Source organism: Citrobacter sp. 50677481 (genome assembly GCF_001463265.1).
In the GTDB taxonomy this organism is placed as follows: domain Bacteria; phylum Pseudomonadota; class Gammaproteobacteria; order Enterobacterales; family Enterobacteriaceae; genus Citrobacter_A; species Citrobacter_A sedlakii.
In genome coordinates this window covers 1-24,058 of record NZ_LNHZ01000058.1, presented here as the reverse complement: position 1 = coordinate 24,058, position 24,058 = coordinate 1, and the positions used below count along the sequence as shown (strand labels likewise).

The 24,058-nt window shown below is 50.3% G+C and carries 33 protein-coding genes, 5 tRNA genes and 2 pseudogenes; 32 read left to right on the top strand and 8 right to left on the bottom strand.

Annotated elements, in window-relative coordinates; genetic code table 11:
* Positions 1 to 33: 33 nt before the first annotated feature.
* On the top strand, positions 34 to 951 hold the full coding sequence (gene nac, locus APU02_RS15975; RefSeq protein WP_060570630.1) for a nitrogen assimilation transcriptional regulator NAC: 918 nt from the start codon (positions 34 to 36) through the stop codon (positions 949 to 951).
* Between the two features lie 101 nt (positions 952 to 1,052).
* Positions 1,053 to 2,003: an HTH-type transcriptional regulator Cbl gene (cbl, locus tag APU02_RS15970; protein WP_060570629.1), complete on the top strand. Its 951-nt coding sequence runs from the start codon at positions 1,053 to 1,055 to the stop codon at positions 2,001 to 2,003.
* 33 nt (positions 2,004 to 2,036) lie between these two features.
* Here the strand turns inward: cbl and APU02_RS15965 are convergent.
* Positions 2,037 to 2,112, bottom strand: a tRNA-Asn gene (locus APU02_RS15965).
* Between the two features lie 100 nt (positions 2,113 to 2,212).
* Positions 2,213 to 3,010, bottom strand: coding sequence for a DgsA anti-repressor MtfA (mtfA, locus tag APU02_RS15960; RefSeq protein ID WP_060570628.1), 798 nt, complete (start codon positions 3,008 to 3,010; stop codon positions 2,213 to 2,215).
* Positions 3,011 to 3,103: 93 nt separating this feature from the next.
* Here mtfA and APU02_RS15955 point away from each other — a divergent pair.
* Positions 3,104 to 3,193 (top strand) — tRNA-Ser (locus tag APU02_RS15955).
* Positions 3,194 to 3,259: 66 nt separating this feature from the next.
* Here APU02_RS15955 and APU02_RS15950 read toward each other — a convergent pair.
* The 6 genes from APU02_RS15950 to APU02_RS15935 form a co-directional block, all read right to left on the bottom strand.
* Complete coding sequence (locus APU02_RS15950; protein ID WP_060570667.1) at positions 3,260 to 4,303, bottom strand: tyrosine-type recombinase/integrase; 1,044 nt, start codon at positions 4,301 to 4,303, stop codon at positions 3,260 to 3,262.
* Complete coding sequence (locus APU02_RS25305; protein WP_072197137.1) at positions 4,242 to 4,520, bottom strand: DUF4224 domain-containing protein; 279 nt, start codon at positions 4,518 to 4,520, stop codon at positions 4,242 to 4,244. The genes APU02_RS15950 and APU02_RS25305 overlap by 62 nt, the downstream gene beginning before the upstream one ends.
* Positions 4,521 to 4,589: 69 nt before the next feature.
* Entirely contained in the window at positions 4,590 to 6,800 is a 2,211-nt protein-coding gene (locus APU02_RS15945) for an exonuclease (protein WP_060570627.1), read from the bottom strand.
* 141 nt (positions 6,801 to 6,941) lie between these two features.
* Positions 6,942 to 7,280: an Rrf2 family transcriptional regulator gene (locus APU02_RS15940; RefSeq protein WP_239692876.1), complete on the bottom strand. Its 339-nt coding sequence runs from the start codon at positions 7,278 to 7,280 to the stop codon at positions 6,942 to 6,944.
* Positions 7,281 to 7,320: 40 nt separating this feature from the next.
* Positions 7,321 to 7,461, bottom strand: coding sequence for a hypothetical protein (locus APU02_RS26695; protein WP_192841983.1), 141 nt, complete (start codon positions 7,459 to 7,461; stop codon positions 7,321 to 7,323).
* A gap of 407 nt (positions 7,462 to 7,868) precedes the next feature.
* Complete coding sequence (locus tag APU02_RS15935; RefSeq protein ID WP_060570626.1) at positions 7,869 to 8,255, bottom strand: helix-turn-helix domain-containing protein; 387 nt, start codon at positions 8,253 to 8,255, stop codon at positions 7,869 to 7,871.
* A gap of 101 nt (positions 8,256 to 8,356) precedes the next feature.
* Here APU02_RS15935 and APU02_RS25300 point away from each other — a divergent pair, with 101 nt between their 5' ends.
* The 29 genes and pseudogenes from APU02_RS25300 to APU02_RS25290 all read left to right on the top strand — a co-directional run bounded on the left by APU02_RS25300 (position 8,357) and on the right by APU02_RS25290 (position 23,945).
* Positions 8,357 to 8,593 (top strand): Cro/CI family transcriptional regulator, encoded by a 237-nt coding sequence (locus tag APU02_RS25300; RefSeq protein WP_072197136.1) that lies wholly within the window; start codon positions 8,357 to 8,359, stop codon positions 8,591 to 8,593.
* On the top strand, positions 8,581 to 9,135 hold the full coding sequence (locus APU02_RS15930) for a toxin YdaT family protein (protein WP_060570625.1): 555 nt from the start codon (positions 8,581 to 8,583) through the stop codon (positions 9,133 to 9,135). Before APU02_RS25300 ends, APU02_RS15930 begins: the two co-directional genes overlap by 13 nt.
* A 41-nt stretch (positions 9,136 to 9,176) precedes the next feature.
* The gene (locus APU02_RS26995) at positions 9,177 to 10,163 is read left to right on the top strand and encodes a DnaT-like ssDNA-binding domain-containing protein (RefSeq protein WP_060570624.1); all 987 of its coding nucleotides are present in this window, start codon (positions 9,177 to 9,179) and stop codon (positions 10,161 to 10,163) included.
* Positions 10,075 to 10,620: a replication protein P gene (locus APU02_RS26260; RefSeq protein ID WP_239692875.1), complete on the top strand. Its 546-nt coding sequence runs from the start codon at positions 10,075 to 10,077 to the stop codon at positions 10,618 to 10,620. The genes APU02_RS26995 and APU02_RS26260 overlap by 89 nt, the downstream gene beginning before the upstream one ends.
* 14 nt (positions 10,621 to 10,634) lie before the next feature.
* On the top strand, positions 10,635 to 11,051 hold the full coding sequence (locus tag APU02_RS15915) for a PerC family transcriptional regulator (RefSeq protein WP_060570622.1): 417 nt from the start codon (positions 10,635 to 10,637) through the stop codon (positions 11,049 to 11,051).
* A gap of 5 nt (positions 11,052 to 11,056) precedes the next feature.
* Positions 11,057 to 11,389 carry a DUF977 family protein gene (locus APU02_RS15910; RefSeq protein ID WP_060570621.1) on the top strand — a complete coding sequence of 111 codons (333 nt, stop codon included), beginning with the start codon at positions 11,057 to 11,059 and terminating at the stop codon, positions 11,387 to 11,389.
* Positions 11,386 to 11,841, top strand: a complete 456-nt coding sequence (locus APU02_RS15905; RefSeq protein ID WP_060570620.1) for an ead/Ea22-like family protein — start codon at positions 11,386 to 11,388, stop codon at positions 11,839 to 11,841. The genes APU02_RS15910 and APU02_RS15905 overlap by 4 nt, the downstream gene beginning before the upstream one ends.
* Before the next feature lie 86 nt (positions 11,842 to 11,927).
* Positions 11,928 to 12,512: pseudogene (locus tag APU02_RS26990) on the top strand (DUF550 domain-containing protein); the annotation flags it as partial.
* A gap of 178 nt (positions 12,513 to 12,690) precedes the next feature.
* Positions 12,691 to 13,044 carry a helix-turn-helix transcriptional regulator gene (locus APU02_RS15895; protein ID WP_060570619.1) on the top strand — a complete coding sequence of 118 codons (354 nt, stop codon included), beginning with the start codon at positions 12,691 to 12,693 and terminating at the stop codon, positions 13,042 to 13,044.
* A gap of 17 nt (positions 13,045 to 13,061) precedes the next feature.
* On the top strand, positions 13,062 to 13,544 hold the full coding sequence (locus APU02_RS15890; RefSeq protein ID WP_060570618.1) for an ImmA/IrrE family metallo-endopeptidase: 483 nt from the start codon (positions 13,062 to 13,064) through the stop codon (positions 13,542 to 13,544).
* A gap of 364 nt (positions 13,545 to 13,908) precedes the next feature.
* Positions 13,909 to 14,016, top strand: a pseudogene (locus APU02_RS26985) (DNA methyltransferase); the annotation flags it as partial.
* A 171-nt stretch (positions 14,017 to 14,187) separates the two neighbouring features.
* On the top strand, positions 14,188 to 15,297 hold the full coding sequence (recA, locus tag APU02_RS15885) for a recombinase RecA (RefSeq protein ID WP_060570617.1): 1,110 nt from the start codon (positions 14,188 to 14,190) through the stop codon (positions 15,295 to 15,297).
* Positions 15,298 to 15,335: 38 nt separating this feature from the next.
* Positions 15,336 to 15,569: a hypothetical protein gene (locus APU02_RS15880; RefSeq protein WP_060570616.1), complete on the top strand. Its 234-nt coding sequence runs from the start codon at positions 15,336 to 15,338 to the stop codon at positions 15,567 to 15,569.
* Positions 15,570 to 15,612: 43 nt separating this feature from the next.
* Entirely contained in the window at positions 15,613 to 16,014 is a 402-nt protein-coding gene (locus APU02_RS15875; RefSeq protein WP_060570615.1) for a DNA-binding protein, read from the top strand.
* Positions 16,011 to 16,214, top strand: coding sequence for a hypothetical protein (locus APU02_RS15870; RefSeq protein WP_060570614.1), 204 nt, complete (start codon positions 16,011 to 16,013; stop codon positions 16,212 to 16,214). Before APU02_RS15875 ends, APU02_RS15870 begins: the two co-directional genes overlap by 4 nt.
* Positions 16,215 to 17,249, top strand: a complete 1,035-nt coding sequence (locus APU02_RS15865; RefSeq protein WP_060570613.1) for a DUF968 domain-containing protein — start codon at positions 16,215 to 16,217, stop codon at positions 17,247 to 17,249. It begins immediately after the preceding gene.
* 12 nt (positions 17,250 to 17,261) lie between these two features.
* Positions 17,262 to 17,861 carry a hypothetical protein gene (locus APU02_RS15860; protein ID WP_060570611.1) on the top strand — a complete coding sequence of 200 codons (600 nt, stop codon included), beginning with the start codon at positions 17,262 to 17,264 and terminating at the stop codon, positions 17,859 to 17,861.
* Positions 17,862 to 18,199: 338 nt separating this feature from the next.
* Positions 18,200 to 18,273: transfer RNA gene (locus tag APU02_RS15855), tRNA-Ile, on the top strand.
* Between the two features lie 4 nt (positions 18,274 to 18,277).
* Positions 18,278 to 18,354, top strand: a tRNA-Arg gene (locus APU02_RS15850).
* 1 nt (position 18,355) lies between these two features.
* A tRNA-Gly gene (locus APU02_RS26610) sits at positions 18,356 to 18,427 on the top strand.
* 228 nt (positions 18,428 to 18,655) lie between these two features.
* A complete protein-coding gene (locus APU02_RS26980; RefSeq protein ID WP_060570610.1) occupies positions 18,656 to 18,844 on the top strand; it encodes a hypothetical protein in 189 nt (62 codons plus the stop codon).
* An 88-nt stretch (positions 18,845 to 18,932) separates the two neighbouring features.
* On the top strand, positions 18,933 to 19,319 hold the full coding sequence (locus tag APU02_RS15840) for a phage holin family protein (protein ID WP_060570607.1): 387 nt from the start codon (positions 18,933 to 18,935) through the stop codon (positions 19,317 to 19,319).
* Positions 19,306 to 19,587, top strand: coding sequence for a phage holin family protein (locus APU02_RS15835; protein ID WP_072197135.1), 282 nt, complete (start codon positions 19,306 to 19,308; stop codon positions 19,585 to 19,587). Before APU02_RS15840 ends, APU02_RS15835 begins: the two co-directional genes overlap by 14 nt.
* Positions 19,587 to 20,129: a glycosyl hydrolase 108 family protein gene (locus APU02_RS15830; protein ID WP_053528454.1), complete on the top strand. Its 543-nt coding sequence runs from the start codon at positions 19,587 to 19,589 to the stop codon at positions 20,127 to 20,129. The genes APU02_RS15835 and APU02_RS15830 overlap by 1 nt, the downstream gene beginning before the upstream one ends.
* A complete protein-coding gene (locus tag APU02_RS15825; RefSeq protein ID WP_053528455.1) occupies positions 20,126 to 20,395 on the top strand; it encodes a hypothetical protein in 270 nt (89 codons plus the stop codon). Before APU02_RS15830 ends, APU02_RS15825 begins: the two co-directional genes overlap by 4 nt.
* Positions 20,396 to 20,671: 276 nt before the next feature.
* Complete coding sequence (locus APU02_RS26975; RefSeq protein WP_239692874.1) at positions 20,672 to 21,553, top strand: hypothetical protein; 882 nt, start codon at positions 20,672 to 20,674, stop codon at positions 21,551 to 21,553.
* Between the two features lie 3 nt (positions 21,554 to 21,556).
* A complete protein-coding gene (locus APU02_RS15810) occupies positions 21,557 to 23,023 on the top strand; it encodes a hypothetical protein (protein ID WP_060570605.1) in 1,467 nt (488 codons plus the stop codon).
* Positions 23,005 to 23,595 carry a hypothetical protein gene (locus APU02_RS15805; RefSeq protein WP_060570604.1) on the top strand — a complete coding sequence of 197 codons (591 nt, stop codon included), beginning with the start codon at positions 23,005 to 23,007 and terminating at the stop codon, positions 23,593 to 23,595. The genes APU02_RS15810 and APU02_RS15805 overlap by 19 nt, the downstream gene beginning before the upstream one ends.
* Positions 23,595 to 23,945 carry an HNH endonuclease signature motif containing protein gene (locus APU02_RS25290; RefSeq protein ID WP_032433023.1) on the top strand — a complete coding sequence of 117 codons (351 nt, stop codon included), beginning with the start codon at positions 23,595 to 23,597 and terminating at the stop codon, positions 23,943 to 23,945. Before APU02_RS15805 ends, APU02_RS25290 begins: the two co-directional genes overlap by 1 nt.
* Positions 23,946 to 24,058: the final 113 nt, after the last annotated feature.

Here is a 24,058-nt window from a genome sequence, read left to right as displayed (position 1 = left end):
GCATAGGTTCTGGCATTCCCGACAGGAGGCAAAATGAACTTCAGACGACTGAAATATTTCGTGAAAATTGTCGATATTGGTAGCCTGACCCAGGCCGCTGAAGTATTGCACATCGCCCAGCCTGCTTTGAGTCAACAGGTCGCCACGCTGGAGGGTGAACTGAACCAACAGTTATTGATACGCACCAAGCGGGGTGTAACCCCGACCGAAGCGGGGAAGATCCTTTATACTCATGCCCGCGCGATCCTGCGTCAATGCGAGCAGGCGCAACTGGCGGTCTATAACGTGGGCCAGACCCTGACGGGGCAGGTGTCGATTGGACTGGCGCCGGGAACGGCGGCCTCGTCGGTGACCATGCCGTTGCTCCAGGCCGTACGCGCGGAACTGCCTGAAGTACTGGTTTATTTACATGAAAACAGCGGCGCAGTGCTCAACGATAAGTTACTCAGCGGTCATCTGGATATGGCCGTATTGTATGAGCGTTCACCGCTGGCGGGTATTTCCAGCCAGCCATTGCTGAAAGAAGATCTGTTTCTGGTCGGCACCCGTGATTGCCCTGGCCTGAGTGTCGACCTCACCGCCGTCGCTCAGATGAATCTGTTCCTGCCGCGCGACTACAGTGCCGTGCGTTTGCGGGTCGATGAGGCTTTTTCACTGCGTCGCTTAACCGCGAAGGTCATCGGAGAGATAGAATCGATCGCCACCCTGACCGCCGCGATTGCCAGTGGAATGGGGGTCACCGTATTGCCGGAATCCGCTGCGCGTTCATTATGCGGTGCGGCAAACGGTTGGATGGCGCGGATCACAGCGCCGTCCATGAATCTGTCGTTGTCGCTGAATATATCGGCACGAGGCAGTTTGTCGCCACAGGCGCAGGCGGTGAAAGAGATCCTGCTGTCATTGGTCAGTAGCCCGGCACTGGCAAATCGCGAGCTGCAACTGGTCAGTTAGGCCTTATTCCCTGACGGAATAAGTTGCGGGTTTTTATTATTTGTTATGCCGGACGTCAGACTTTAACAATAGCGTAATGTCTGATGTTTCCGGAGCAACACGTGAATTTCCAGCAGCTAAAAATTATTCGGGAGGCGGCCCGTCGGGATTTCAACCTGACCGACGTTGCCAATATGCTGTATACCTCGCAGTCAGGCGTCAGTCGACATATTCGGGAACTGGAGGATGAGTTAGGCATCGAAATCTTTATCCGCAGGGGCAAGCGTCTTCTTGGCATGACCGAACCGGGTAAGGCGCTGTTAGCGATCGCTGAGCGGATCCTTAATGAAGCCAGTAACGTCCGGCGTCTGGCGGATCTGTTTACCAACGACACGTCCGGTGTGCTTACTGTCGCCACAACCCATACCCAGGCGCGCTATAGTCTGCCAGACGTAATCAAAGCGTTCCGCGATATTTTTCCGGAAGTTCGTCTGGAGTTGATTCAGGGCACGCCACAGGAAATTGAAACCTTACTGCACAATGGTGAGGCGGACATTGGTATCGCCAGCGAGCGGCTGAGTAACGATCCGCTATTGGTCGCATTTCCGTGGTTTCGCTGGTATCACAGTCTGCTCGTGCCTGTCGAACATCCGCTGACGCAGTCCTCTCCGCTCACGCTTGAAGCCATCGCACAGTGGCCGTTGATTACTTACCGTCAGGGCATTACCGGGCGTTCGCGTATTGATGAGGCGTTCGCACGTAAGGGGCTGCTGACGGATATCGTGCTTAGCGCGCAGGATTCCGACGTAATTAAAACCTACGTCGCACTGGGGTTGGGCATAGGTCTCGTGGCGGAACAGTCCAGCGGCGAGCGGGAAGAGGGGACGTTGGTGCGCCTGGATACCCGGCATCTCTTCGACGCGAATACCGTTTGGCTGGGGTTGAAACGTGGGCAGTTACAGCGCAATTACGTCTGGCGATTTATTGAGTTATGTAACGCGGGCCTGTCGGTTGAGGAGATTAAACGGCAGGTGATGGAACCGGACGAGGTAGTGATTGATTACCAGATTTAAAGAAGCCCGCTAAAAAGCGGGCTTCTTTAAATCTGGCTCCTCTGACTGGACTCGAACCAGTGACATACGGATTAACAGTCCGCCGTTCTACCGACTGAACTACAGAGGAATCGTGTGAACGAGGCGCATAATACTGGCCGCACTACAGCGTGTCAACAGTAAAATTAACACGCTTTTTCAATTGGTTAATTAATCCTCAAAACAATGAATTAATGAACCTGCGAAGGTGGAGGCGCGTCCTCTTCCTGGCTGTCGCGTAGCCGTTGCAGCGGGTCCTGCTGATAGAACTGGCAAAACCGTTGCCAGAGTGCAGGGAAGCGTGGGGCGAAAAGCTCCGGCGCGCTGAAAAAGTACTCCGACAAAACAGCAAAACACTCGGCGGGATCGCTCGCTGCGTAAGCGTCGATGCTTGATGCTGTTTCGCCCACCAGATCAATTTCATCCTGAATATTGTTCATTGCCGCGTGCAGGTCATGCTCCCAACTGGCCACTTCGCGCAGTGGGATGAGCGGAATACCACTGGCGCGATCGCCGTTACGCATGTCCAGCTTGTGCGCCACTTCGTGAATGATCAAATTGAAACCGGAAGCATCGAAGGAGTCCTGAATATCCAGCCAGTTCAGAATAATCGGCCCTTGCTGCCAGCTTTGTCCAGACTGCACGACCCGCTGGTTATGCACCAGACCAATGTCGTCTTCCCATTCATCATCGACGACAAACGGAGCAGGGTAGATGAGCACCTCATGGAAACCATCGAGCCATTCGATGCCCAATTCCAGTACCCGAAGACAAAAAAGCAGGGCAATACGCGCGCTTTTCAATGCGTCGAGTTCGAATCCCTGAAGTGCGACCAGCCTTTTTTGCTGTAAGAATCGTTCCGCCAGCGCGATCAGTCTGGCTTGTTCCTGCGCGGTTAGGGTCATCAGCAAGGGGATAGCGAGGGCTTCCTCCCACTGAGCGGACGCATTTTGCGCGTTATCTTGTGCTTTCCAGGGCCACTTTATCATCGTTTTGCTCGCAAACTCGTCACTTGAACAAAATTGAAGGGACAGGGTCTGTTAAAATGCCAAATTACCTGGCATCATGGCAACCATCAAAACGGAGAGATGCCGGAGCGGCTGAACGGACCGGTCTCGAAAACCGGAGTAGGGGCAACTCTACCGGGGGTTCAAATCCCCCTCTCTCCGCCACTATTCAAGCACTTAGCTCATTTACATTCAACGACACCCGTCACACTTGGTATAGTGTTGGTATATTCACTTGGTATATTTCTCGCCTTCATCATCTTCCGAATCTCCCAAAACAGGAAGATCCAGGGTCGGTGAAACTTTCACTTTGCGATCATAAACAAGAACCTGACTTTCCGTTTTATGACCCGAGAATAGCTGTTTCTCTCTGCTGGAACCTTCGTAGTCAGATATGCCTTTTGCCTTGAGATCGTGAAAAGTGCAGTTCAGTTTTCTGCCCAGAACTATCCCTGCCGATTCCCGCGCTGCCTCCCATAAATCGTTAAACCCACTTTTAGAATATTTCGTTTTCTTGCTGCTGCAGATAACCGTGGTTTCACCGCCTAATGTCCTGGCTAAAGCGATCGCATTTTGCAACCGGACTGTCCATGCCTTGATCTGCTTTGTTCCGGTTTTACCTTGCTGGATAAAAATTCCTTCATCGCTGACCTGAGACCAGCGCAACGAGAGAACGTCGGAAACGCGAGCTGCGCACAGATAGGCGATTTCCATCCCGACACGCAGAGCCGGTGCTGCTTCAAGATAAATAGCCTGGTATTCCTCATCAGTGATGTAAACCTCCCGGGGCTTTAGCGTAAATTTACGAACCCCTTTGCAGGGGTTCCCCTTCACATAGCCTCTTTCAAATCCCCATCCGTAGACGCGGGACATGCTGGATATTTCCTGATTAGCCTGATTTTTACTTGTAAGCCCACGCCTGTCCATATAGACACGTATCTGCTCAATTTTGATATCATCTGCTCTCATCTTTCCGAACACTGCCAGCAATTTTTTCTGATGCTGACGATAGTCTGTCTGCGTCCTGACTGATAAATCAGTGAACGTCGGGCTGTCCAGAAACATCGACCATAATTTCGAGAACGTCATCACATCATGACGTTTTGCCTTTTCTTCTTCATAGCGCTGCCAGAGCCTGGATATGCTGGTATCCCGAATTTTCCCCAGTGTAACGCTGAGTTTCGTTCCCTTCGGTTTCCAGACATAGCTGTATTTATTTCTGGTAACCCGCGGAGGCAGATGGGCGTCCTTTGGATTCTTGCGTGGTCTTCCCATAAATGGCGTCGAAGTTGGGTTCTGTTGCAACATACTCGTCAACCTTTGGTAATTCAGTCGTGTTTGGTGCCAGATTCCGACGCAGAACAATTGGCCTGTTCTTCCCGTCTGTAGTGAACGGGATCCCGTGGCAACGCAACTGCCGTTGCTGTTCTGTGTACCGTCTGTAGCCCGTAATTTCTGTAATTTCCGCTGGTGACAGTGTGAGTTCATACATGGCTATCACCTCAGATAGCCAGCCGGTGAAAGATAACCGGCTGGTGGTCGTAATTCTGAAAATCGAAAATCAGTTTGTCGTCAGTCGTTGCCAGATAACTGATACGTATTTGACCTGGTGTCTGGCATCGGACAACGCATTGTGCATGTCACCCTCAAACTTGATGTCATAGCGGGGATTAATACCAACGGCTTTTCCAAGTTCGACCATTGTCCGGACATCCCGGTCATTCCAGTATTTCCATGGACAGTCGATACCAGTACGAACATAAGACTCGCGGAGGATGACGTTGTCGAATGAGGCACCATTTCCCCAGACCTGCATTATCTCAGGTCCGTTTGCGGCATTTTCTGCAATAAAGTCATTAAGCTGGTGCAGGGCATCATCAAGCCGAATTGAATCATCCATAACGATCGCAGAACGCGCTTCTGATGATTGTTTCATCCACCAGATGATGGTTGATGCATCCGGTACACCACCATGCGACATAGCAGATTCCAGACTGACAACTTTGTAGAACTCCGCGCCGGTATCACCGGTCGACGGATCAAAAAATACGGCACCGATGGAAACGACAGGGGCGTTAGGTTTATTACCCATCGTCTCCAGATCCACCATCAGATGGGAATACAGTTTGTCCGAATTTTGCCCGATATTTTGATGAACGGTTTCATTATTCAGGGTATCTGTTTGCTCACCAACTGAATCAGCGCTTTCATCTGGCGAAGTTGCTGTTTCGCCCGGAGGCACTTCAATACCAGCTTTGGTTTCATCGTTGCCACTTTCTTCCATCTGCACATCGCTGGCGATCTCCTCTTTTTTATCCCCATTCATTTTTTCTTCCGCGGAGTTCTGGCGAAGCTGGTCAACAACAGATAAAGGCTGTGCCGGCGGGGTATTAAGCAGGTTTTCTAAAGAAAAAACGCCATTGCCCAGGTTTTCTATGCCCGGTTGCTCAGTGCGAGACCGAGCTTCAGTAATAAGTTTTTTACCAACAACGGCATATTCTTCGCCCACCCCATCAGGGATTAACGTTTCTTTGTGACCGTCAATCGCACCCTTAACTGCTTCCAGGGTTACCGCCGCTGAGTTTATCTGGCGCGCGGCTACAAGAATTTCTTCAGTTGGTTTTTCGTGATTGCTTTCTGTCAGGCTTGCGTTGATATAGGCACGCAGCCGACCAGGAAATTTAACCAGTTCGGATGATGTACCACGGATCAGCGCGAAAATAGCAGCGCGGGAGTAATCCAGGATACCGGGAGTTGCGCGCAGTGCTGCGGACCATTCTTTCCATGGGCTCTCTCTTTTTGCGATGAGCTCTTTTGTACGTCGATGAATGGATAACGGAATATTGTAAATATCAAAATCCATCGGCAAAGTGGCCGCTGCAATTTCATAATCAAGAGTTTCGAGAGTATGTGTGTAATCAGGGTTGCGGTCAGTTTTTATTCCACCACCAGCGTTCGCCCCACAGGATGTTTTCTGAATGCAGGATACGCGATTCCCTTTACTCCATTCTTTAACCAGTAGTCCGCGGTCAATATGTTCTGTATTAAACCATGCAGTAAAGAACTGAATAACGGTAGCCAGATCCGGGATTTTTCCATTGGCAGGAAATACCTGTTTAGCTGCGCTAACTACTCTGTGGATGTCAATCTCCGGTGCTTTTTTAAATAGTTCCACATTTTCGGCTGCGAGAAGAATATTCTGTACATACGAATTATCAGTGTCCATTTCCAGAGCGATAATCGCTTTTTTCTGCGCAACGTCAACGTGATATACATACTCGTTATCTGTCAGGAACTGGGCAAGGATACGATGCCGGAATGGCATTGTCGCAACAACGGTTAATTCGGGCGGGACAGGCGGGTTGCCGTCTTCTTCCCCTTTATCATGGTGTTGTTGAGTGCTCACATCATCTTCGGCTATTGTTTCGGAATTATCATCCTGCGATTTATCCGTTACTGCGGCTTTTTCTGTGTTGCCAGTATTGTCGGATACAATTTTTATCCAGCTAATCCCATCATCAGCAAGCTCGTAACGATCACACCAGGTATCATCCAGTGCCCCTTCGTCCGGCAGATCGTCAACAACTAACCAGTTAGTACGAATTGGAAGCTGATGGTCTGCGCCACGACCGACTTCAACTCCGGCGTCTTCCAGTATATTGAGAATTTCGCGTTCAGCGCGTGAGTCTGATTTTGCAGAGAACCAGCAATACAAATTTTTAGCGTCAGCAGCTTTGGCCTTTGCTTTAATGAGATACGCATAGTTGTTCATTGCGTTCGGGCTCCTTAAGGTTGTAAGATACCCGGCAGCTGATGATTGCCGCCTTTGGTAGTGGTCATTGGTCAAAACTCGTTCCGGAAAGCTTTGGTCGGCTGACCGGGTACTTAACCCGCCTTGCGCGGGTTTTGTGCTTTATGAGGCAGTGGATTTTCCCTGCGACAGCTGCGCAACAGGAACCCACTCGAGAGCATTCAGCACGGGTTCAAATGAATCAGGTGTGCGCGTTACAGCGCGAACGACGTCAGCCACGCTGGGATTTGTTTTTATCAGGTGGTACCCGCCGCCCGGACCACGCTGGCTTGCCACGATATTGCTTACGCGCAGCCTTGAGAAAATTTGCTCCAGGTAGGAAACGGACAGGTTTGATTCTTTACTGATGGCCGCTATCGAAACTGGCTTACCTCCATATATTTTGTTCAGTATTGCTACGGCCTGGACAGAGGCCACAACGCGCTTCATTCCAAATTCCATCTTTTATCCTTACTGGTCATAGCCATTGGTCAAAACTCGTTTATGGACGTCTTGCAGTCTGCTGGTCTACAGACGGATCGCCTTTCTGGGCGAGGGTGTAGCAGATAAGGCGGATTATCACTTCAACCCGGTTAAGCAATACGGCCTGCTGCCGCACTGGCTTACTTGCGAAATCAATCATGGTAAATCCTCGCTTTGTGCCTGTAACGCTGGCTGGCGGAACGTTGGTACCTGCTGCGCATTGATTTTGCGTACTTTGCTGGTGAGTCAGTAACGCGTTGGTCGTCTCGTTCATCCCCTATAACTCGCAATTCAGGCCGAGAACTGATACTGGCTCACCGCAAAGTACGCGTTCTTGTCATCTCATCCGGTGTTTCGTATGCCGCCGGCAGCTACTTCGTGGGCGTCCTGCCTCGATGACTCAGTGCTTGATAATGATTAAAGCACTGGTTTATACGTATTGTCAATATTGGATTTATAGTGAGTGTAAACTTTAGGTTTGTGGGGGGGGATGAAGTGAACGCAGCAGTAGCAGGGCTAAAAAAAAACCGGCGGGAGCCGGTTTCTATAAGATAGTGTCAATACCAATCACTCATCGTTCGATTTGAATCGTCCGCGCAAATACTTCTCGACATATTCATCGATCTCTCTGAGCCGAAGGGTAAAGAGATCTATCATTTTGTCTTGCTCGCTTTCGGGTAGCTGTCTGAAGAGGCTGAGCATCTTAGTTTCATTTGGTTTCAGGCCTGAATCCTCAGCAACTTTTTCACCGAGCAACCAAGTTACAGACACATTAGCAGCGTCCGCAATAGCGATTGCAGACTTTTTGCTTATTACCCCTTTCTTAAACCACCCATTTACAGCCTGAGGAGTAACCCCTGCGATTCGAGCCATTTCAGCTTTGCTGATGCCTCTGTGAGTGATTTCTTCTAAGCGAGCAACCAGTTGGTTATCAAACTCTTCATTCTGTTTCATACAGTCATTGTAAATGTTTGGTTTATACTCACAATAAATTAAGTGTTTGCATTTGGTGTAAACCTATGCTTTATTGTGTCCATCATAACGAGGAGAAAAACATGACGGCTCTTGATAACGCAATTCGGATTGCTGGCTCAGCCAATAAATTAGCCACTGCAATTGGGGTAAGTGGCATGGCTGTAAGCCAGTGGAAAAGTAAAGGCTCTGTTCCTTCAACGCGTGTTTTGAAAATCTACAGTGTTACTGGAATTACACCGCATGAGCTTCGTCCCGACCTATATCCGAATCCATCTGATGGGATACCGCAACAAGGAGTTCAACAATGCAATCCGTAACGTATGAACATCATAACCAACGGCTATCTGTCCAACTGAAAACTCAAAATCATTATGAGCCGCGACGCCGCGACACGATCCGGCACAGGGCGATTTTTAACGCCGTCAGGGAATGGGAATCCACCTTGCCAGGGCAGGCACAGGAAAAAATCGCTCAGCTGGTGGCCGAACAGTGGGCGAAAGAGGGAGGGCGTGGAATATCGGTAAACAAACAAAACCTGTTTCGCTACCTGAAGAACGAGACGAACTCCAGCAAATATACAGGCTATGTCATGCAGCTCTCGCACGCGATTGCAGAGGTTATGCCGATTGAGATAGCCAGAACATACGGGCTACGGCAGGGAAAAACAGAAAATGAACTGGTGGCTTGCGCGATTAAAGAATGCGGCGAGGCACATCAGGCCAAGTTAATCGGGGCTCCGCTACAAAGGCTTGAAAAGGAGATCCGCGAAGCGGCAATCGCGTTATTCAACATGTTGCCAGCAGAAGCGGCGGGACCACTACTGGCGAGTATCAGCGCCGTAGCGCCGCAAGTTTTTTAACGAGTTTTTACCAATGAGCAGGCTATACACGGGGAGGCTACATGAGCATTGATGCAATGCGATGGGCCAAAAAAGTTAAAACCGGAAAATCTTCCAGTAAGGCGATTCTTACCTGGCTGGCAGATATGTGCGGGGCTGACTTATGTGCATATCCATCTGTTGCTGCACTTGCAGAGGCAACGGAACTGGACAAAAAAACCGTGCAGGCTGGTTTACGGCATTTGATCGAAATCGGACTTATTGCCGACACCGGGGAACGAAAGGGGCGAACCAAACAGATACCCGTATACAAATTACTAGGTGTCGAAGAAAGCGTTGTTGATTCTGAATACACCCAAAATCGGGAGCCTTTAAAGGCACCCAATAACGGTAGGCTTAACGATAAGACACCCGAAAACGGTTGTCTTAAAAATGACCAAAGACACCCGTTTTTTCCGTCAAAGACACCCAAAAACGGGATCGGGAATCTACCAAGGAACCATAAAGATCTAAACCCCACACATAGCGAAGTGGTCGAACCAGTTTTTCCGGAATATCCGGATCAGCCAGGCATTGCATTTGGTAACGCGCAGACTTTCGGAAAGTTTGGAATGTACCCGTCCTGGAAACCATCCTCTGATTTTCGACGAATGGCTGAACTGTGGGGAATGCCGTTAAAGCCAGGTATTAACCTTCCGGCAGAACTGAACAGCTTCATCGCCTACTGGCAAGCCGAAGGGAAGGTATTCCATCAGGTGCAATGGGAGCAGAAGTTCGCACGACATTTAGGGCGGGTCAGCACAGTAATCAAACCAGCAACCGGAGGTGATAACAATGTGGGAGCACGACCAGAATCAACAGCATCCAGAGCTGTTCAGTCAATACAGTCAGCCCATGCAGAATGGAGGCGCCGTAACGGACTTGATGGCAACGGAAACGGCCTGGCGATTGTGGCAGGTGATGGGGGAAATATTCTCGAACCGGTGGACGCAGAAAAATGGGGCAGAGCCAACAGCCCTCTGGATAGCTCAGATAGGTTCAATGACTGAGTATCAGATCAAGCGGGTCTGCCAACAGTGCATGGAGCGTTGTGCAGTCGGGAACACATGGCCGCCGGATCTTGCAGAATTTGTTTCGCTGGTATCTGAGAGTGGCGCTAACCCGTTCAACCTCACTTCAGAGAAGGTAATGGCTGAATACAAGCGCTGGCGTAATGAGTCTTACCGTTATTCAGGCAGTGACAAATATCCGTGGCCGCAGCCAGTGCTATATCACATTTGCATTGAAATGCGCAGGACTGGAGTTGAACGTCAGATGACTGAGGGGGAATTAAAAAAACTGGCAGAAAAATTACTTACGAAATGGACCAGACATGTCAGCAATGGCCTTTCTGTTCCGCCGATACGTCGACAGCTGGCGGCACCACACCATCCGGCAGGACCAACTCCGGCACAGTTGCTGATGGATGAATACAAACGCCGCAAAGCGGCAGGATTAATCAACTAAACGAGTTTTGACCAATGACCAAAGAACTTACACAAAAAGACCAGGTGGCGGTTGTTGTTCGCCATATTCCGGGATGTGTGCTGCGTGATGTCTGCGAGGCGCTGGATGTTCCTGCAGGAACGGCTGGCCGTCTCCTTCGGGCGCTGACAGTTAACGGGACGATAACCCGAAGCCATAACGGTACTCAGTATGTTTACAACGCGGTGCCAGGGGCGGGGATACCGGAGGTTACCCTGCCATTTATGAAAGAAAAAAGCGATCCCGTTAAAACGCGCAAGGCTGAAAGTATTGCCCGAAATCTGGAGTCCCGCGGGCTGTGGCGCCGCGCAGCTACGGTTTATACCGACATGTTGGCTATTGCCCGTAATTCCGTCGAAGTTTCCCGCATTGCTCAGCGGCGCGAAGAATGCCTGCGCATGGCCAGGAGATAACCCGGATGGCCCGACCAAAAACACAAAGAGAACGAACAATGATTATCGATCGGATTATCCACATGGTGAAAGCGCACGGACACATGACGACGTCAGAGGTGGTTTCGCTGTTCGGCCTGCATCGCGGTACTGCAGAAAAATATCTGCGTATTGCGCTGGAGCGCGGCGGCTTCATTCGTCATGGTCGTTGCGGCATTTTCCGCGACCAGCGTGCGGTGATTGATTATGACCTCAGGCGATACAGCAGCAGTCAGGAAAAGGGATTTTCAGCGCTGCCGGCGCTGGAGAAAAGCCCTGTGATGGGGCGTGTAATGCAGGTTTATGGAGCATCAGTATGACAATCGACAAACAGGCGCTGCGTGCTGATGCAGTTCGCGCAGGTGGTGTGAAGTGGCAATACATGCGCGCGACGCAACATTCGAAAGCATACATAACAGACGAAACCGGCTCGACGGTCATCAACTGCACAGATGGTGATGTTCCTGCAAAGTGCGTCGGGTTCCTGACGTCTGCCAACCCCGCCACCGTGCTGGCGCTGCTGGATGAGTTGGACAGCGCCAACGGTTACGCCAGCGCATACGAGGCTGAAAAATGGCATTACCACGGACTGGCTGAGTCTGAGGGTGAGCGAGCAGATCGGGCAGAAAAGCAAGTGGAAGAATTAACGATGTTGGTTAAACGCCTGTCCTATTCACTCAGAAACGCCAGACCAGACAGCAAGTTACACGGCGCCGCAATGGACTATTTGAGCCGAAAAGGTTTCATCAGTGTAGAGGATGTATTGAGATGACCGCTATTACCAAAGATTCCATCACGGACACAATCGAAGGGCTGGAGCAGCTAAGTAATCTCGGCATTCAGTCTGTCTACATCGATATGGCGATAGCTGGTATGCGTCGTCTGCTGGCATCGCTCGAAGCTGAGCTTGTGGCGTGGACCGACGAGCAGGAATTACGGGACGTTGAGAAAGACGGGTTAGGTTACCTGTTTACTGTCAATCCCATAACGCCGAACGCAGACTCGCGCCGCGTCATTAAGCTATACACCGCCCCTCCAGCGCCGGTAGTGCCTGATTTAAAGCCTGACTGGATGATTAACGAATTTCATGCAGGCTGGAAGGCCTGCCGCGCCGCCATGCTTCAGGGTAGCCAACCTGTAAATGATCGCGATGAGTTGCGCGAACAGGTTCGCCGTGAGCACGCTGAATGGTCTGATGCCACGTTCGGCAATGTTGGTCCCGTCGGTCCACTTAAGCACCTTTCCAAAGAAACGCTCGAGGCTGCTGCTGAACCCGGCGACCTTAGCGAATGGGCTGACATGCAATTCCTGTTATGGGATGCGCAACGTCGTGCTGGTATCAGTGACGAGCAGATTAACCAGTCGATGGTAGAAAAGCTGGCAGTGAACAAGCAGCGCGAATGGCCTGAGCCGAAAGATGATGAGCCGCGTCTGCACATCAAGGGAAGTTAACACTAGGTGGAAGTGATGGTTAATAATGACTACCAATCCGTGAAAAAAAATTAACTAAATTGGTTTACAAAAAAATATGTTGTGGTAAATTCATCATCATGGCACTTGGGTATCTAACAGATTTGGTTGTTATCACATCTGTACACATAAGCAAACTGAGGATTGGACTATGGCGCTCACTGAATTCGGTAAGGCCGTCAGAAAAGCGAGGATTGATACAGGATATACCTTACTCACTATGGCTAAGGCCTTGGGAACGACTTCTGCATTTTTAAGTGGTCTAGAAACCGGCTCTAAAAAAATACCTGCCAAGTGGGTATCGGCAATCAATGAGCTTTTCGCTGAGCAAGGTTATTATATTGATGATTTGGATGTGCTTGCTAACATTTCAAATGAGTCTGTACCAATAGAAGGCTTATCAAAGCAACAGCAAATGCTTGTCGCTGGATTTGCTAAGTCAGAGTTTACTCGCGAAGAGTTAAAAAAATTCGCTGAGTTGCTCGCAGAAATCAATAAGAAATAATTATGTAGGATAATTTTATGTATCAAATGCGTGGTACACGTGTTCGCCCCTTGGGTGAAATGGATATTAAATTAAGAGCTGTTAACGCTTGTTTTGCTCTTGGTTTTACAAGCAAATATAAATACAAACGTAGGCCACGTAGATTTGATATTGCGTTGGAACAGCTGTCCGAATGGAACATTGTCCTTGATCCAATGGATGATGATGAATGGTTCAAGGAAACTCTTGGGTTAACTATTGGGCATTGTGAACCAGAAAACTTAACCATCAGGGTACCAAATCATATATATGAAATGGCATGTGCAGGGGAGCAGTCCGCTTTGTTCGTTATTTTTCACGAATTAGGACATTTACTCCTTCAGCATAAACCTGTTCTACATTTTGCCAATAAACAACCAGCGATAAATGAAGACTCTGAATGGCAAGCTGATTTGTTTGCAGAAACGATGCTGGATAAGCTCGGTTATCAAACTAAGCAGCTTTGTTTCGAGTTCTATTGAAAAAGCCCTGTTAGGTACAGGGCTTAAGGGGCGGAAAGCCTAGGAACTTTCCGGTGTGTATGGAGGCAACCCACCGCTACACTTAAACTTGACAAAATGAAGTTTAGCGGTTCTCCCAACAAAACGCAATCTGTATGGGTTTACAGGTATGCAGGGAAACCTTAGCTATGGCAATGGGAACCTGTAGTAAATGCGGGAAGACGTGCGAAATTATTTTTCGCTACTCTGTTTGTATCAATGGGGTAATGCGTCATGCGAGAAAGGGCCACCCTTTCCCAATTCCTGTGTGCAACTGTTCTGAACTGAACGTTGCATAATCTATCCATCCAGAGAAACCCGCTTCGGCGGGTTTTTCATAGTCTACGATAAACACTTGACTAAGTGAGTTAACGCGGTACCGCCGCCGTTCGCTGAGGCGCTGGTGCGCGCCAATTTGCCCGAGTTGTGCCAGACGAAAGAAATCGCTGCTTAAAAACATCATTGTATTCAACCCGCTACGGCGGGTTTATTTTTCCCCTCCTGACAGATGGATTAACAATTTGTGCTCTTAAAGCGTTGATCATTTCATTTTTTAGGTGTACTGTTTTTATATACAGTATGGATATGCATACAGTTAACCCATTAGGTGTAAGGAGATGACACGATGGCTGCTGACAAGAAAAAATCTGTTTTACCCGACAATACAAGACCATCAACGAAGGAAGAAAAAGAAAAGGCGTTGGCCTCAGCAATGGGACACATTGAGAAACAGTTTGGTAAAGGTGCGATAATGCGTCTGGGTGACGGTTCTCACTTAAACGTCGAAATGGTTTCAACGGGTTCTCTTGGATTAGATATTGCTCTTGGTGGTGGTTTCCCGGTTGGTCGTATCTCTGAAATTTACGGTCCTGAATCATCCGGCAAAACAACAGTTGCGCTTTCTGCTATTGCCAGTGCGCAACGTGAAGGCAGACAGTGTGCTTTCATCGATGCCGAACATGCTCTTGATCCCCGTTATGCAAAGCAGTTAGGGGTTGATATCGACAATTTGCTTATATCGCAACCCGATACCGGAGAGCAGGCGCTTGAAATCACTGATGCACTGGTACGTTCCGGTGCTGTCGGTCTGATTGTCGTTGATTCGGTAGCTGCCCTGGTGCCTAAGGCTGAACTTGAAGGAGAAATAGGCGATGCGCAAATGGGGCTTCAGGCGAGAATGATGGGGCAGGCTATGCGCAAACTTGCCGGAGAAATTAGTAAAACCAAAACCATCGTTATATTCATCAATCAGCTCCGTATGAAAATTGGCGTCATGTTCGGTAATCCGGAAACCACTACAGGGGGGAACGCCCTCAAGTTTTATGCTTCCGTTCGCCTTGATGTCAGATCCCGAACTATCAAAGAAGGTGATCAGGTCACCGGAAAAGATACCACGATCAAGGTCGTCAAAAATAAAGTGTCACCTCCATTCAAGCAGGCATCATATCGTCTCCTTTTTGGAAAAGGGATTTCCCGCGCAGATGAGATCCTGGAACTTGGTGTTCATCTTAAACTGATTAATAAAATGGGTGCATGGTACGATTACAATGGTGAAAAGCTTGGCAACGGTAGAGCCAAAGCAGCTGCATGGCTTGAAGAGCATCCGGAAATGGCTGCTGAAATAGAGCGCCAGATCCGGGAAAAAGCACTGAATAACGATCCGACCTTAGCCGCCATCCAGTGTGCATCCGATAATGAACCAGAAGCAGTGACTGAAAATTTTGAAAACGAGTAATGTTGCACTGGAAGTGAGAAAGATAAAGAGGAGGGGGCATGGAGGATCTACCGGATACCGGTTTTGCATTAATTCGTTGTGCGGACAGGGCGGTAATTGCTTACTTTGAAAGTTTTCCCCAGTGTGACCGTGCTCTGATGTACCGTAAGGGCGACATGTATTCGTTCATGCCGCTAAGGGACGATGAAATAATTGGCACACCGTCTCTCTTTACCAAAATGCTGGAGAAGGCTGGCTATCGTCCTTCTCCCCCCTCTGATATACTCGCTTAGCTGGCCTGAACAACCGGCACCTGCTGCGCCACGGAGAGATACCATGGCGCTAACTACCAAGATCAAATCTGAAACACGACTTTCTGGCGAGTCTTCTGGCTGCGTCGGTTTTGTCGCATCTTCTGAAAAACAACTCACACCAAGACAGCAGGAAGTTATGGATCTGCTGGTGGGTTATGTCAATTCCCACGGTTACCCGCCGACCTGCCAGGAACTGGCGGGGTTGCTTGGCGTGTCTTCTCCTAACGCCGCCCTGACACACCTCAAAGCTCTGGAAAGAAAGGGCGCCATCACACTGTCACCTGGTATTTCCCGCGGCATAAATATTAACGGACGAAAAGAACCTGTAATGGCTTTGCAGCTGTTACAGGAGCTGGTCAATAACGAACCAGGAGCCAGGGCTCGTGCTGTTGAATTTCTGAAAATGTCCGGGGTTTTTGAATGAAAAAGAGCTGGTTCCATCATACCGGACTGACTGAAACACAGGCGGATGAACTTCTGTCGCGATACAGAGCGAATAATGTCAGGGCGGAAAAATCTCTGGCGCCGGACTACTTGTCATGGATCGTCATCGCATTTCTGCCTGAATCCCTGAGGCCGCCACGGCAGGATCGCCGCTATCAGCAATCGACGTGGAGAGACTGAATGCGAGCGTTACTCAGACCTGTTATTGCCCGGGAGCTTGGTGTGGTTCTGCTGAAACCAGGTAGCGAACTGATGTCGCTGTTTAGCTGTGAACGCGTTCTGGTCGAGAGCCAGCCGGCAAATATGGCAACGCTGGCGACGGGACGTGTTCCTGATGCACGCCAGCCCCTTCTCGAAGATGAATCCCTGATGCCATTCTTTCTGGACAAGTCGGTTATTGCTGCTGCTGGTGGACTCAATGGCCTGGATTATTGGTTGCTCCGTTATGGTGGCGGTGTCTGCCAGTATCAGCACAGTAATTACCACTATCACGAACTGACGACGATGAGGTACGAACCGGGTTCGGTTCTGCTTTGCTGCTATTGTGATAATCAACTGCGCGACCACAGTGCAGAAGATCTGGAGCGAATAGCAAAGCTGAACGTTGCCCGATGGATTTTAGACACCGTCCGTATTGCGTTGAAATCTGGCAATGAACGGGAAATATCGCTTGCTGAACTATGCTGGTGGGCTGTTCTTTCAGGAATAACATCTGCTATTCCGGAGTCTGTTGCGTGTGCTGCGCTCGGTAATCGCCCGGAGGAGTTTTCATCGGTTATGCGGGAAAGTGATATTACCCCTTCATTGTCGGCCACACACATACTGGCTAACCGGGTCAGGGAGTTTAACTCAAGAAATGACCAGCAGGCTGTGGACTCGCCGGTTGTACGTATGGCTGTTGATCCTGAGCCACCAGCTTCATTTTTTGCGAGGCCAAAGCGCTATCGCTGGCAGAACGATGACTATATCTCATGGGTGAAAATGCAACCGTGCAGTTGCTGCGGTAACCGGGGAGGTGACGCACACCATCTGATCGGACACGGTCAGGGGGGCATGGGAACGAAGGCCCATGACAGTTTTACTATCCCTCTGTGCCGTAAGCACCACAGAGAATTGCATAACGACCCGGTCAAGTTTGAACAAAAGTATGGTTCTCAGCTTGAAATGTTAAAAAGCGTGCTGGATCTAGCATTCGCGCTTGGCGTGCTGGCATAAGGAGACATAAAAATGACGCCACGTCAGAAACGTACACATCGTGCAGCGCTGGAAAAAGCTGCAGCAGCACCACGAAAAAGCTGGCTGGGGAAATGTACTCTCCTGACGGGGATCCAGTCGGCATGGATAAAATCATTGTTAACAACCTGGGGTGAAGGCGTAAGAGGAGGAACCGGACCAAAAATGCCGCGGGGGCATGATTGCTGGAATGTTCTCAGAGGTGGTCGCTGGTCGGATAAAGCGCTGGAGCGTTTTACGGCGGCGCTCAATCAGGCTCGCAGTGAAGGATTTAAGGGGGAACAGGCGCTGAATCGTGCTCATTCTATTTTATGGCCCAAAGCCCCCTCCGGCATTATTGACGAAGCCCTGCATAATGATGATGTCGATTTCGTTGAGCAATCCGTACTGCAGGCGCTTGATATAAACGACCCTGTATATGTTGTTGGGCTTCAGTATTACACCACCAGAAAAAAAATCTCTGACATCACCAGAGAATTGCAATCTCTGGCACCATGGTTAACAGAATGGGAGGCGCGGAAGCGTGTGCGCTGGTGTCTGGAAATATTCAGGGCGAAGGTCTTTTTGTCGTCACGAAAGCTTTTATCCGAATGAGCATCAAAACATATTTTTTAGCAATTCGTGCTAATTAAGATTGTGGACGTTGAAAACGGGCCAGTAAATTAGATAATCAGTTTATGCTTGGCAGAGCTGCGCCGCGATGGCAGCGTTGAGAAGCGACAATCTGAATATGACGAAAGCCCCGCCAGTCGGGGCTTTTGCTTTCCGGCGATACGACAGGGGTATTCGCGAACGTGCTACGGCACAGTACCCCTGTCATATCGCCGTATTGCATTTGGGCTCGGCAATAAAACCAAACCTTGTAGCGTTCACTGCATTGAAAGCGCATTGAGTTTGAATGGTTAGTTTCACTTAGGTATTATCTTGCTCACGGCCCTTTAGCTCAGTTGGTTAGAGCGTGCGACTCATAATCGCCCGGTCGCTGGTTCAAGTCCAGCAAGGGCCACTTACCGCCACTAGCTCATCGGGATAGAGCATCAACCTTCTAAGTTGACGGTGCGAGGTTCGAGCCCTCTGTGGCGGACCATGCGGTCATCGTATAATGTCTATTACCTCAGCCTTCCAGGCTGATGATGCGGGTTCGATTCCCGCTGACTGCTCAAGTTTTGAATGGGCGCTGCTTTTTGCAAAATTGCTGTGTAAAAATACTGACCTTTGGGTTCAGCGCTCATCCAAAAGCACTCCGTTAATATCCGTACAACCGTGGGTGGTTTGTTGGATGGAGTGCCTCATATTAATGCCGATTTGTTTAAACACATCTATTATTCAGTCTGCTATGGCGTTGCCGTACCGCTATACTGTCTACTCTATCAGTGATGAGGTGACCTATGCAGGAAGGGTTCTACTGGATTAAGCATGTTGACTCTGTCCAGGTGGCTTATTTCAAGAGTGAAGAATTCGAAGATATATCAACCGGCGAAATTGTACCTGGCGTATGGCACTTAACCCGGGATGATGCAATTTGTCACAACAGTGAAGTCAGTATCCTGGCTGGTCCGTTAGAGCCACCAGTTTAAAAAACTTATTTTGATCAGGCTGCCTCCGGGCGGCCTTTTTTATTTCCCCTCAATTCTGAGAGGACTCACAGCAATAAGAGGGGGCTAAATGTCCGATCCGATTTCCGGCACTGGGCTGGCTGGTGGTGCACTGACGGGGGCCAGTATCTATGGACTGCTGACCGGAACCGATTACGGTGTGGTATTCGGCGCATTTGCAGGGGCTGTATTCTACATTGCAACAGCTTCAGACCTGAGCGCGTCACGTCGGCTGGCATATTTCATCGTGTCGTATATCGCTGGAATTATTTGTTCCGGTCTGGTGGGATCAAAGCTGGCGGCCTGGACTGGTTACACCGATAAACCACTGGATGCCATCGGCGCCGTAATCGTTTCTGCATTAGCCGTCAAAATCCTGACGTTCCTGAGTAACCAGGATGTTGGATCGCTGGTGGCGCTGATAACGCGCCGGGGAGGTTCCGGTGGTACTAAATGACCCGACAGCAACGTTTAACGCGCTGTTATGCGCGGGGGTGGTAATAACGTTAATGTTTTACCGTCGCGGCAATTCCCGGCACCGCCCGTGGATTTCACGTCTGGCATGGCTGATTACCGTCTTGTACAGCGCTGTACCGCTTGCCTACTTGTGCGGTATTTATCCACATTCATCATGGCCTACGATCGGGGCCAACATCATTTTTCTTTCCGTGCTGGTGGCCGTCAGAGGCAACGTTGCACGTCTGGTTGATCACCTGAGGCACTAATGACCAAAGACGAAATATTTAATGCCATCCTCGGCAAAGAAGGCGGGTACGTTAATCACCCCGACGACAAAGGCGGCCCAACAAACTGGGGAATCACTCAAGCGGTAGCTCGCGCCCACGGTTATAACGGTGATATGCGTAACCTTACCCGCCAGCAGGCGCTGGATATCCTGACGGCTGACTACTGGATAGGGCCACGCTTCGACCTTGTTTCTGAGGTATCACCAGCCATCGCCGCCGAACTGTGCGATACCGGCGTTAACATGGGCCCATCGGTTCAGACCAAATGGTTTCAGCGATGGCTGAACGTATTCAACATTCAGGGGACGCTCTTTCCCGATCTGATTGCTGATGGTTTTATCGGTCCACGAACTATCAGCGCGTTAAAAAGCTATCTTGCCCGGCGAGGAAAAGAGGGAGAGCTGGTTATGCTCCGTGCCCTGAATTGCAGCCAGGGTCAGCGTTATCTCGAACTGGCAGAACAGCGCAGCGCGAACGAGACATTTGTTTATGGCTGGGTAAAGGAACGGGTGGTTATATGACGCTTGAGATGATCACCGGACTCGTTGTAGCAGTATTTGCTGCTATTGCTGGAGCTTTTGGCCTGGGCCACCTACGTGGTACCAGCAAAGCTGAAGCGAAAGCAGATAAGCAGCGCACCGAAGAAAACGCGGCGGCCACCGTTGCGGCGGCAGAACGTAAAGCGGAAGTCACTAAAGAGGCGAGCAATGTACAGCAGACTGTTAACCATATGCCTGATGACGATGTTGATTGCGAGCTGCGCGCAAACTGGACCCGCAAGGGTTGAAGTGGTTGATACGGCTTGCGACTGGGTTAAACCCATCTACGGGACGGCTCACGACTGGGACCTAATGGACCGCCAAACGAAGAAGGACATCCTGGCGCATAACAAAGCGTGGCAGGCTAACTGCCAGAAACAAACCAGAGCCTCGCAATAGCGGGGCTTTTTTATGCGCATCGCACGCGCACATCAAAGAAAGTCTTTCAGCTGTGAGCTTGGGCAAACCGTTAACTTTCGGCGGCTTTGCCGTGCGACAGGCTCACGCCTAAAAGGAAATAAATCATGGGTCAGAAAATCATTACGTTGTCCGGCGCTGCAACGGATGTTCTTTATGCGCTGTTTTTCCGTGGCGCGCTTCAGTCTGGTGACCTGCCAGCTAAATCTGGTGCTGCTGAGCTTCGGGAACTGGGATTCGCTGAAACACGCCATACCGCGACGGAGTATCAAAAGGAAAATTATTTCACCTTCCTGACTGCTGAAGGGCAAAAGTTTGCTATTGAGCATCTGGTCAATACGCGTTTTGGTAAGCAGGTGGATCAGCAATATTGCGCTGCAATCACTATTGGCGTTGAGATGGACACTACAGACGCACAAAAGGTTATTGATGAACTGGACGAAAAAATCCGTAACAGCGAAGCATTTAAGGCTCTGAAAGATGGCTGGTCGCACGACAAAAACGGAACGATGATAATTAATCACGGCCAGGTATTTATTCGCGACGCGATGATCCAGGACGGTAGCATCACGAATGCGAAGATCGGAAGCGCGCTGACTTCAAACAATGGTAGTGTCAGCACAACCTATGAGATGAAAATTGGCATTGAGCGTGGTACCGACGAGAACGTCGAAGGTATTTTGAAAAATGCGCTGAAAAATGCTGCTCAGTCTGCTGCTCAAGATGGAGCTAAGCGTGCTGGCGAAGACCTAAAAAGCAAAACCAAAGATATCCAATTAGCGATGCTATACAACGGTGATCACTTCTCTGGTATTGGCCTGGCTGTAGATGGTCAGCTGCTTTCTGACCAGCTCGATGCAAAAATCCTGCAGTCTGTTGGTGCCCAGGCTCCTGCGAAACTTCAGGTTACCTTCATGCTTAAAGAAAAGAGTACAGGAAAGCCGATACGTATCGATCTCGCTGAGCTCCGAAATTCCCGCGGGTGGTAACTCATGCAACACAATGTTCTGGTGGATGGGGTGCCTTACATCCCGTTCAGCTCAGTATCGAAGCCACGAATTGGAGTTGCCATCACTACTCACAACCGACCAGACGTTTTAAAGCGTGCCATTGAGCAGCACCAGAAGCATCTGCCAGCAGGTGCGCTGGTGGTTGTTGTTGATGATGGTTCAAAACCTGCCGCCGTCGTGCCTGACTGCGTGCAGCTGCTTCGCCATGAAACATCGATCGGCATTGTTGCTTCGAAGAATGCCAGCCTGTCAGCGCTGATGGATGCCGGATGCGAGCATCTTTTTTTATGGGATGATGACGCCTGGCCTATTGCTGATAACTGGCATCTGCCTTACATCGATTCCCAAGAGCCGCATCTGGCTTATCAGTTTCTCGATCTGGCTGGTCCGCGAAAGATTAACGATATGACCGTTCTGTACCGGGATGATAAGCATATTGCTTACACCGGGCAGCGTGGCGTGATGTTGTACTACCACCGCAGCGTTATCGAGAAGGTGGGCGGGTTCGATCAGGTATATGGGCGCGGTATGTACGAGCATCCCGATCTGGCGCTACGCATTCACAATGCAGGCTTAACGTCGTGGGCGTTCGCTGATGTGGTTGGCTCTGAAAAGCTGATTCATTCAATGGACGAGTACGAAGAAGGCGCTCGCAGTATACCCAGGCCTGAACGTGAGGCGCTCGATAAGAAAAACGCTGTGATTTACGGGCGGCGCCGGGATTCAGGATATACAGGCTATGCCGAATATCGATCTCAGCGCGACGTGGTTATCACTACGCTACTGACCAGCCAGCCCGACCCGCAGCGCGGTACGAAAATGACCGCCTCTCCTGACATGCTGGCTAAATGGGCCTCATCACTTCGGAATTGTGGGCGTGTCGCGCTGGTGGATGAACTGCAGGCGGCTCCGGCAAACGTTGAGCTTTACCGCGTTGTTGACGTGAAGATGAATGTCTACTTCCGGCGCTGGCTGCATATCTGGCAGCATCTGCGCGATCACCCTGAATACCGGTTGGTCTGGTGTACCGATGGAACCGATGTCGAAATGCTTCGCGCGCCGTGGGAAGACATGAAGCCCGGGAAGGTGTATGTCGGTTCAGAACCAAAGACCTACGCCGACACCTGGGCAAAGCAGAATCACCCGGAGAGCATCTATCAGGAGTTCATTGAAGCGCACCGCAACGATGTGATGCTTAACGCTGGGCTGCTGGGTGGTACCCGCGCTGATGTGATGGCGTTTGTTCACGGCATCATCCGTCTTTACTACCGGATCGAGAGTTATCGTTTCTGGAAGAAAGAACAGGCTGGCGCCGCGGTGGGCGACATGCTGGCGTTCGGTATTGTCGCGCAGTCATTCGCTGACAGGCTGGTCACCGGCCCTCAGGTACATACCGTTTTCAAAACTGATGGTATCGGTAAGGAGGCCGCATGGTGGAAACACAAGTGAAGTTTGTTGTGGTTGGCCACCACTCACGACATAAGCAGGCATTGTGTCTGGCTGAATCTCTCGGTGCCGTCCTCCTGATTGATAGTGGTAACCACGGTGCGAACTGGAATCACCGCCGTGCGCTTGAATGGGCTGACGGGCAGTCATGCCGCGTTGTAGTGGTCGAAGATGACGCGCGTCCTGTCGCTGGATTTACTGAGCTGGTGGAGCAATGGCTATCCCGTTTTCCCGAGGCACTCGTAAGCTTTTATCTGGGCACCGGGCGCCCGCCTCAGTACCAGAAGCATATAGCCGAACGGCTAATTGTCGCTGATAAGACTCGATCTGACTTTATCTCATTGCCGCGGCTGATACACGGCGTGTGCTACAGCGTACCGACTAATTCAATCAGGCATGTTTTGTCGCGATGGGATAGTAGCAAGCCTGCTGATTATGCTGTAGGTGATGCCTGGGGATGGGGCGTTATCTATCCGTGTTACTCGCTGGTGGATCATGCAGACGACGAACCTGTAGAGCGTCACCCAGACTCAGCGCCACGAACAGAACGCCGCCGGGCGTGGAGGTTAGCCTGATGCCTGCTTTAATACCGAGAGCATGCCGCAAGCGTGGCTGCCCTGGAACAACTACAGACCGCTCAGGCTATTGCCCTAAGCACCTTAACGAAGGCTGGCAGCAGCATCAGCGAGGACAAAGCAGGCATCAGCGAGGTTATGGCAGCAAGTGGGACAGGCTGCGTCCAATGGTTCTCGACAGAGATAAACACCTTTGTCAGGAATGCCTGCGAAATGGAAGGTATACACCTGCTGAGACGGTGGACCACATCACCGCCAAAGCAAATGGTGGGACCGATGACCTGTCCAACCTCGAAAGCCTTTGCAAGCCCTGCCACAGGGCGAAGACAGCGGTCGAAAGACTCAAATGACATAAATTCTCATTTGATGCGACCAGAGGGGAGGGCGGGTTGAAAGTTCAGGAACGACGCGCCAAAGGACCGCCGCCCAACCTCTTTTCACATCGCCGCAGGTTAGAAAACTT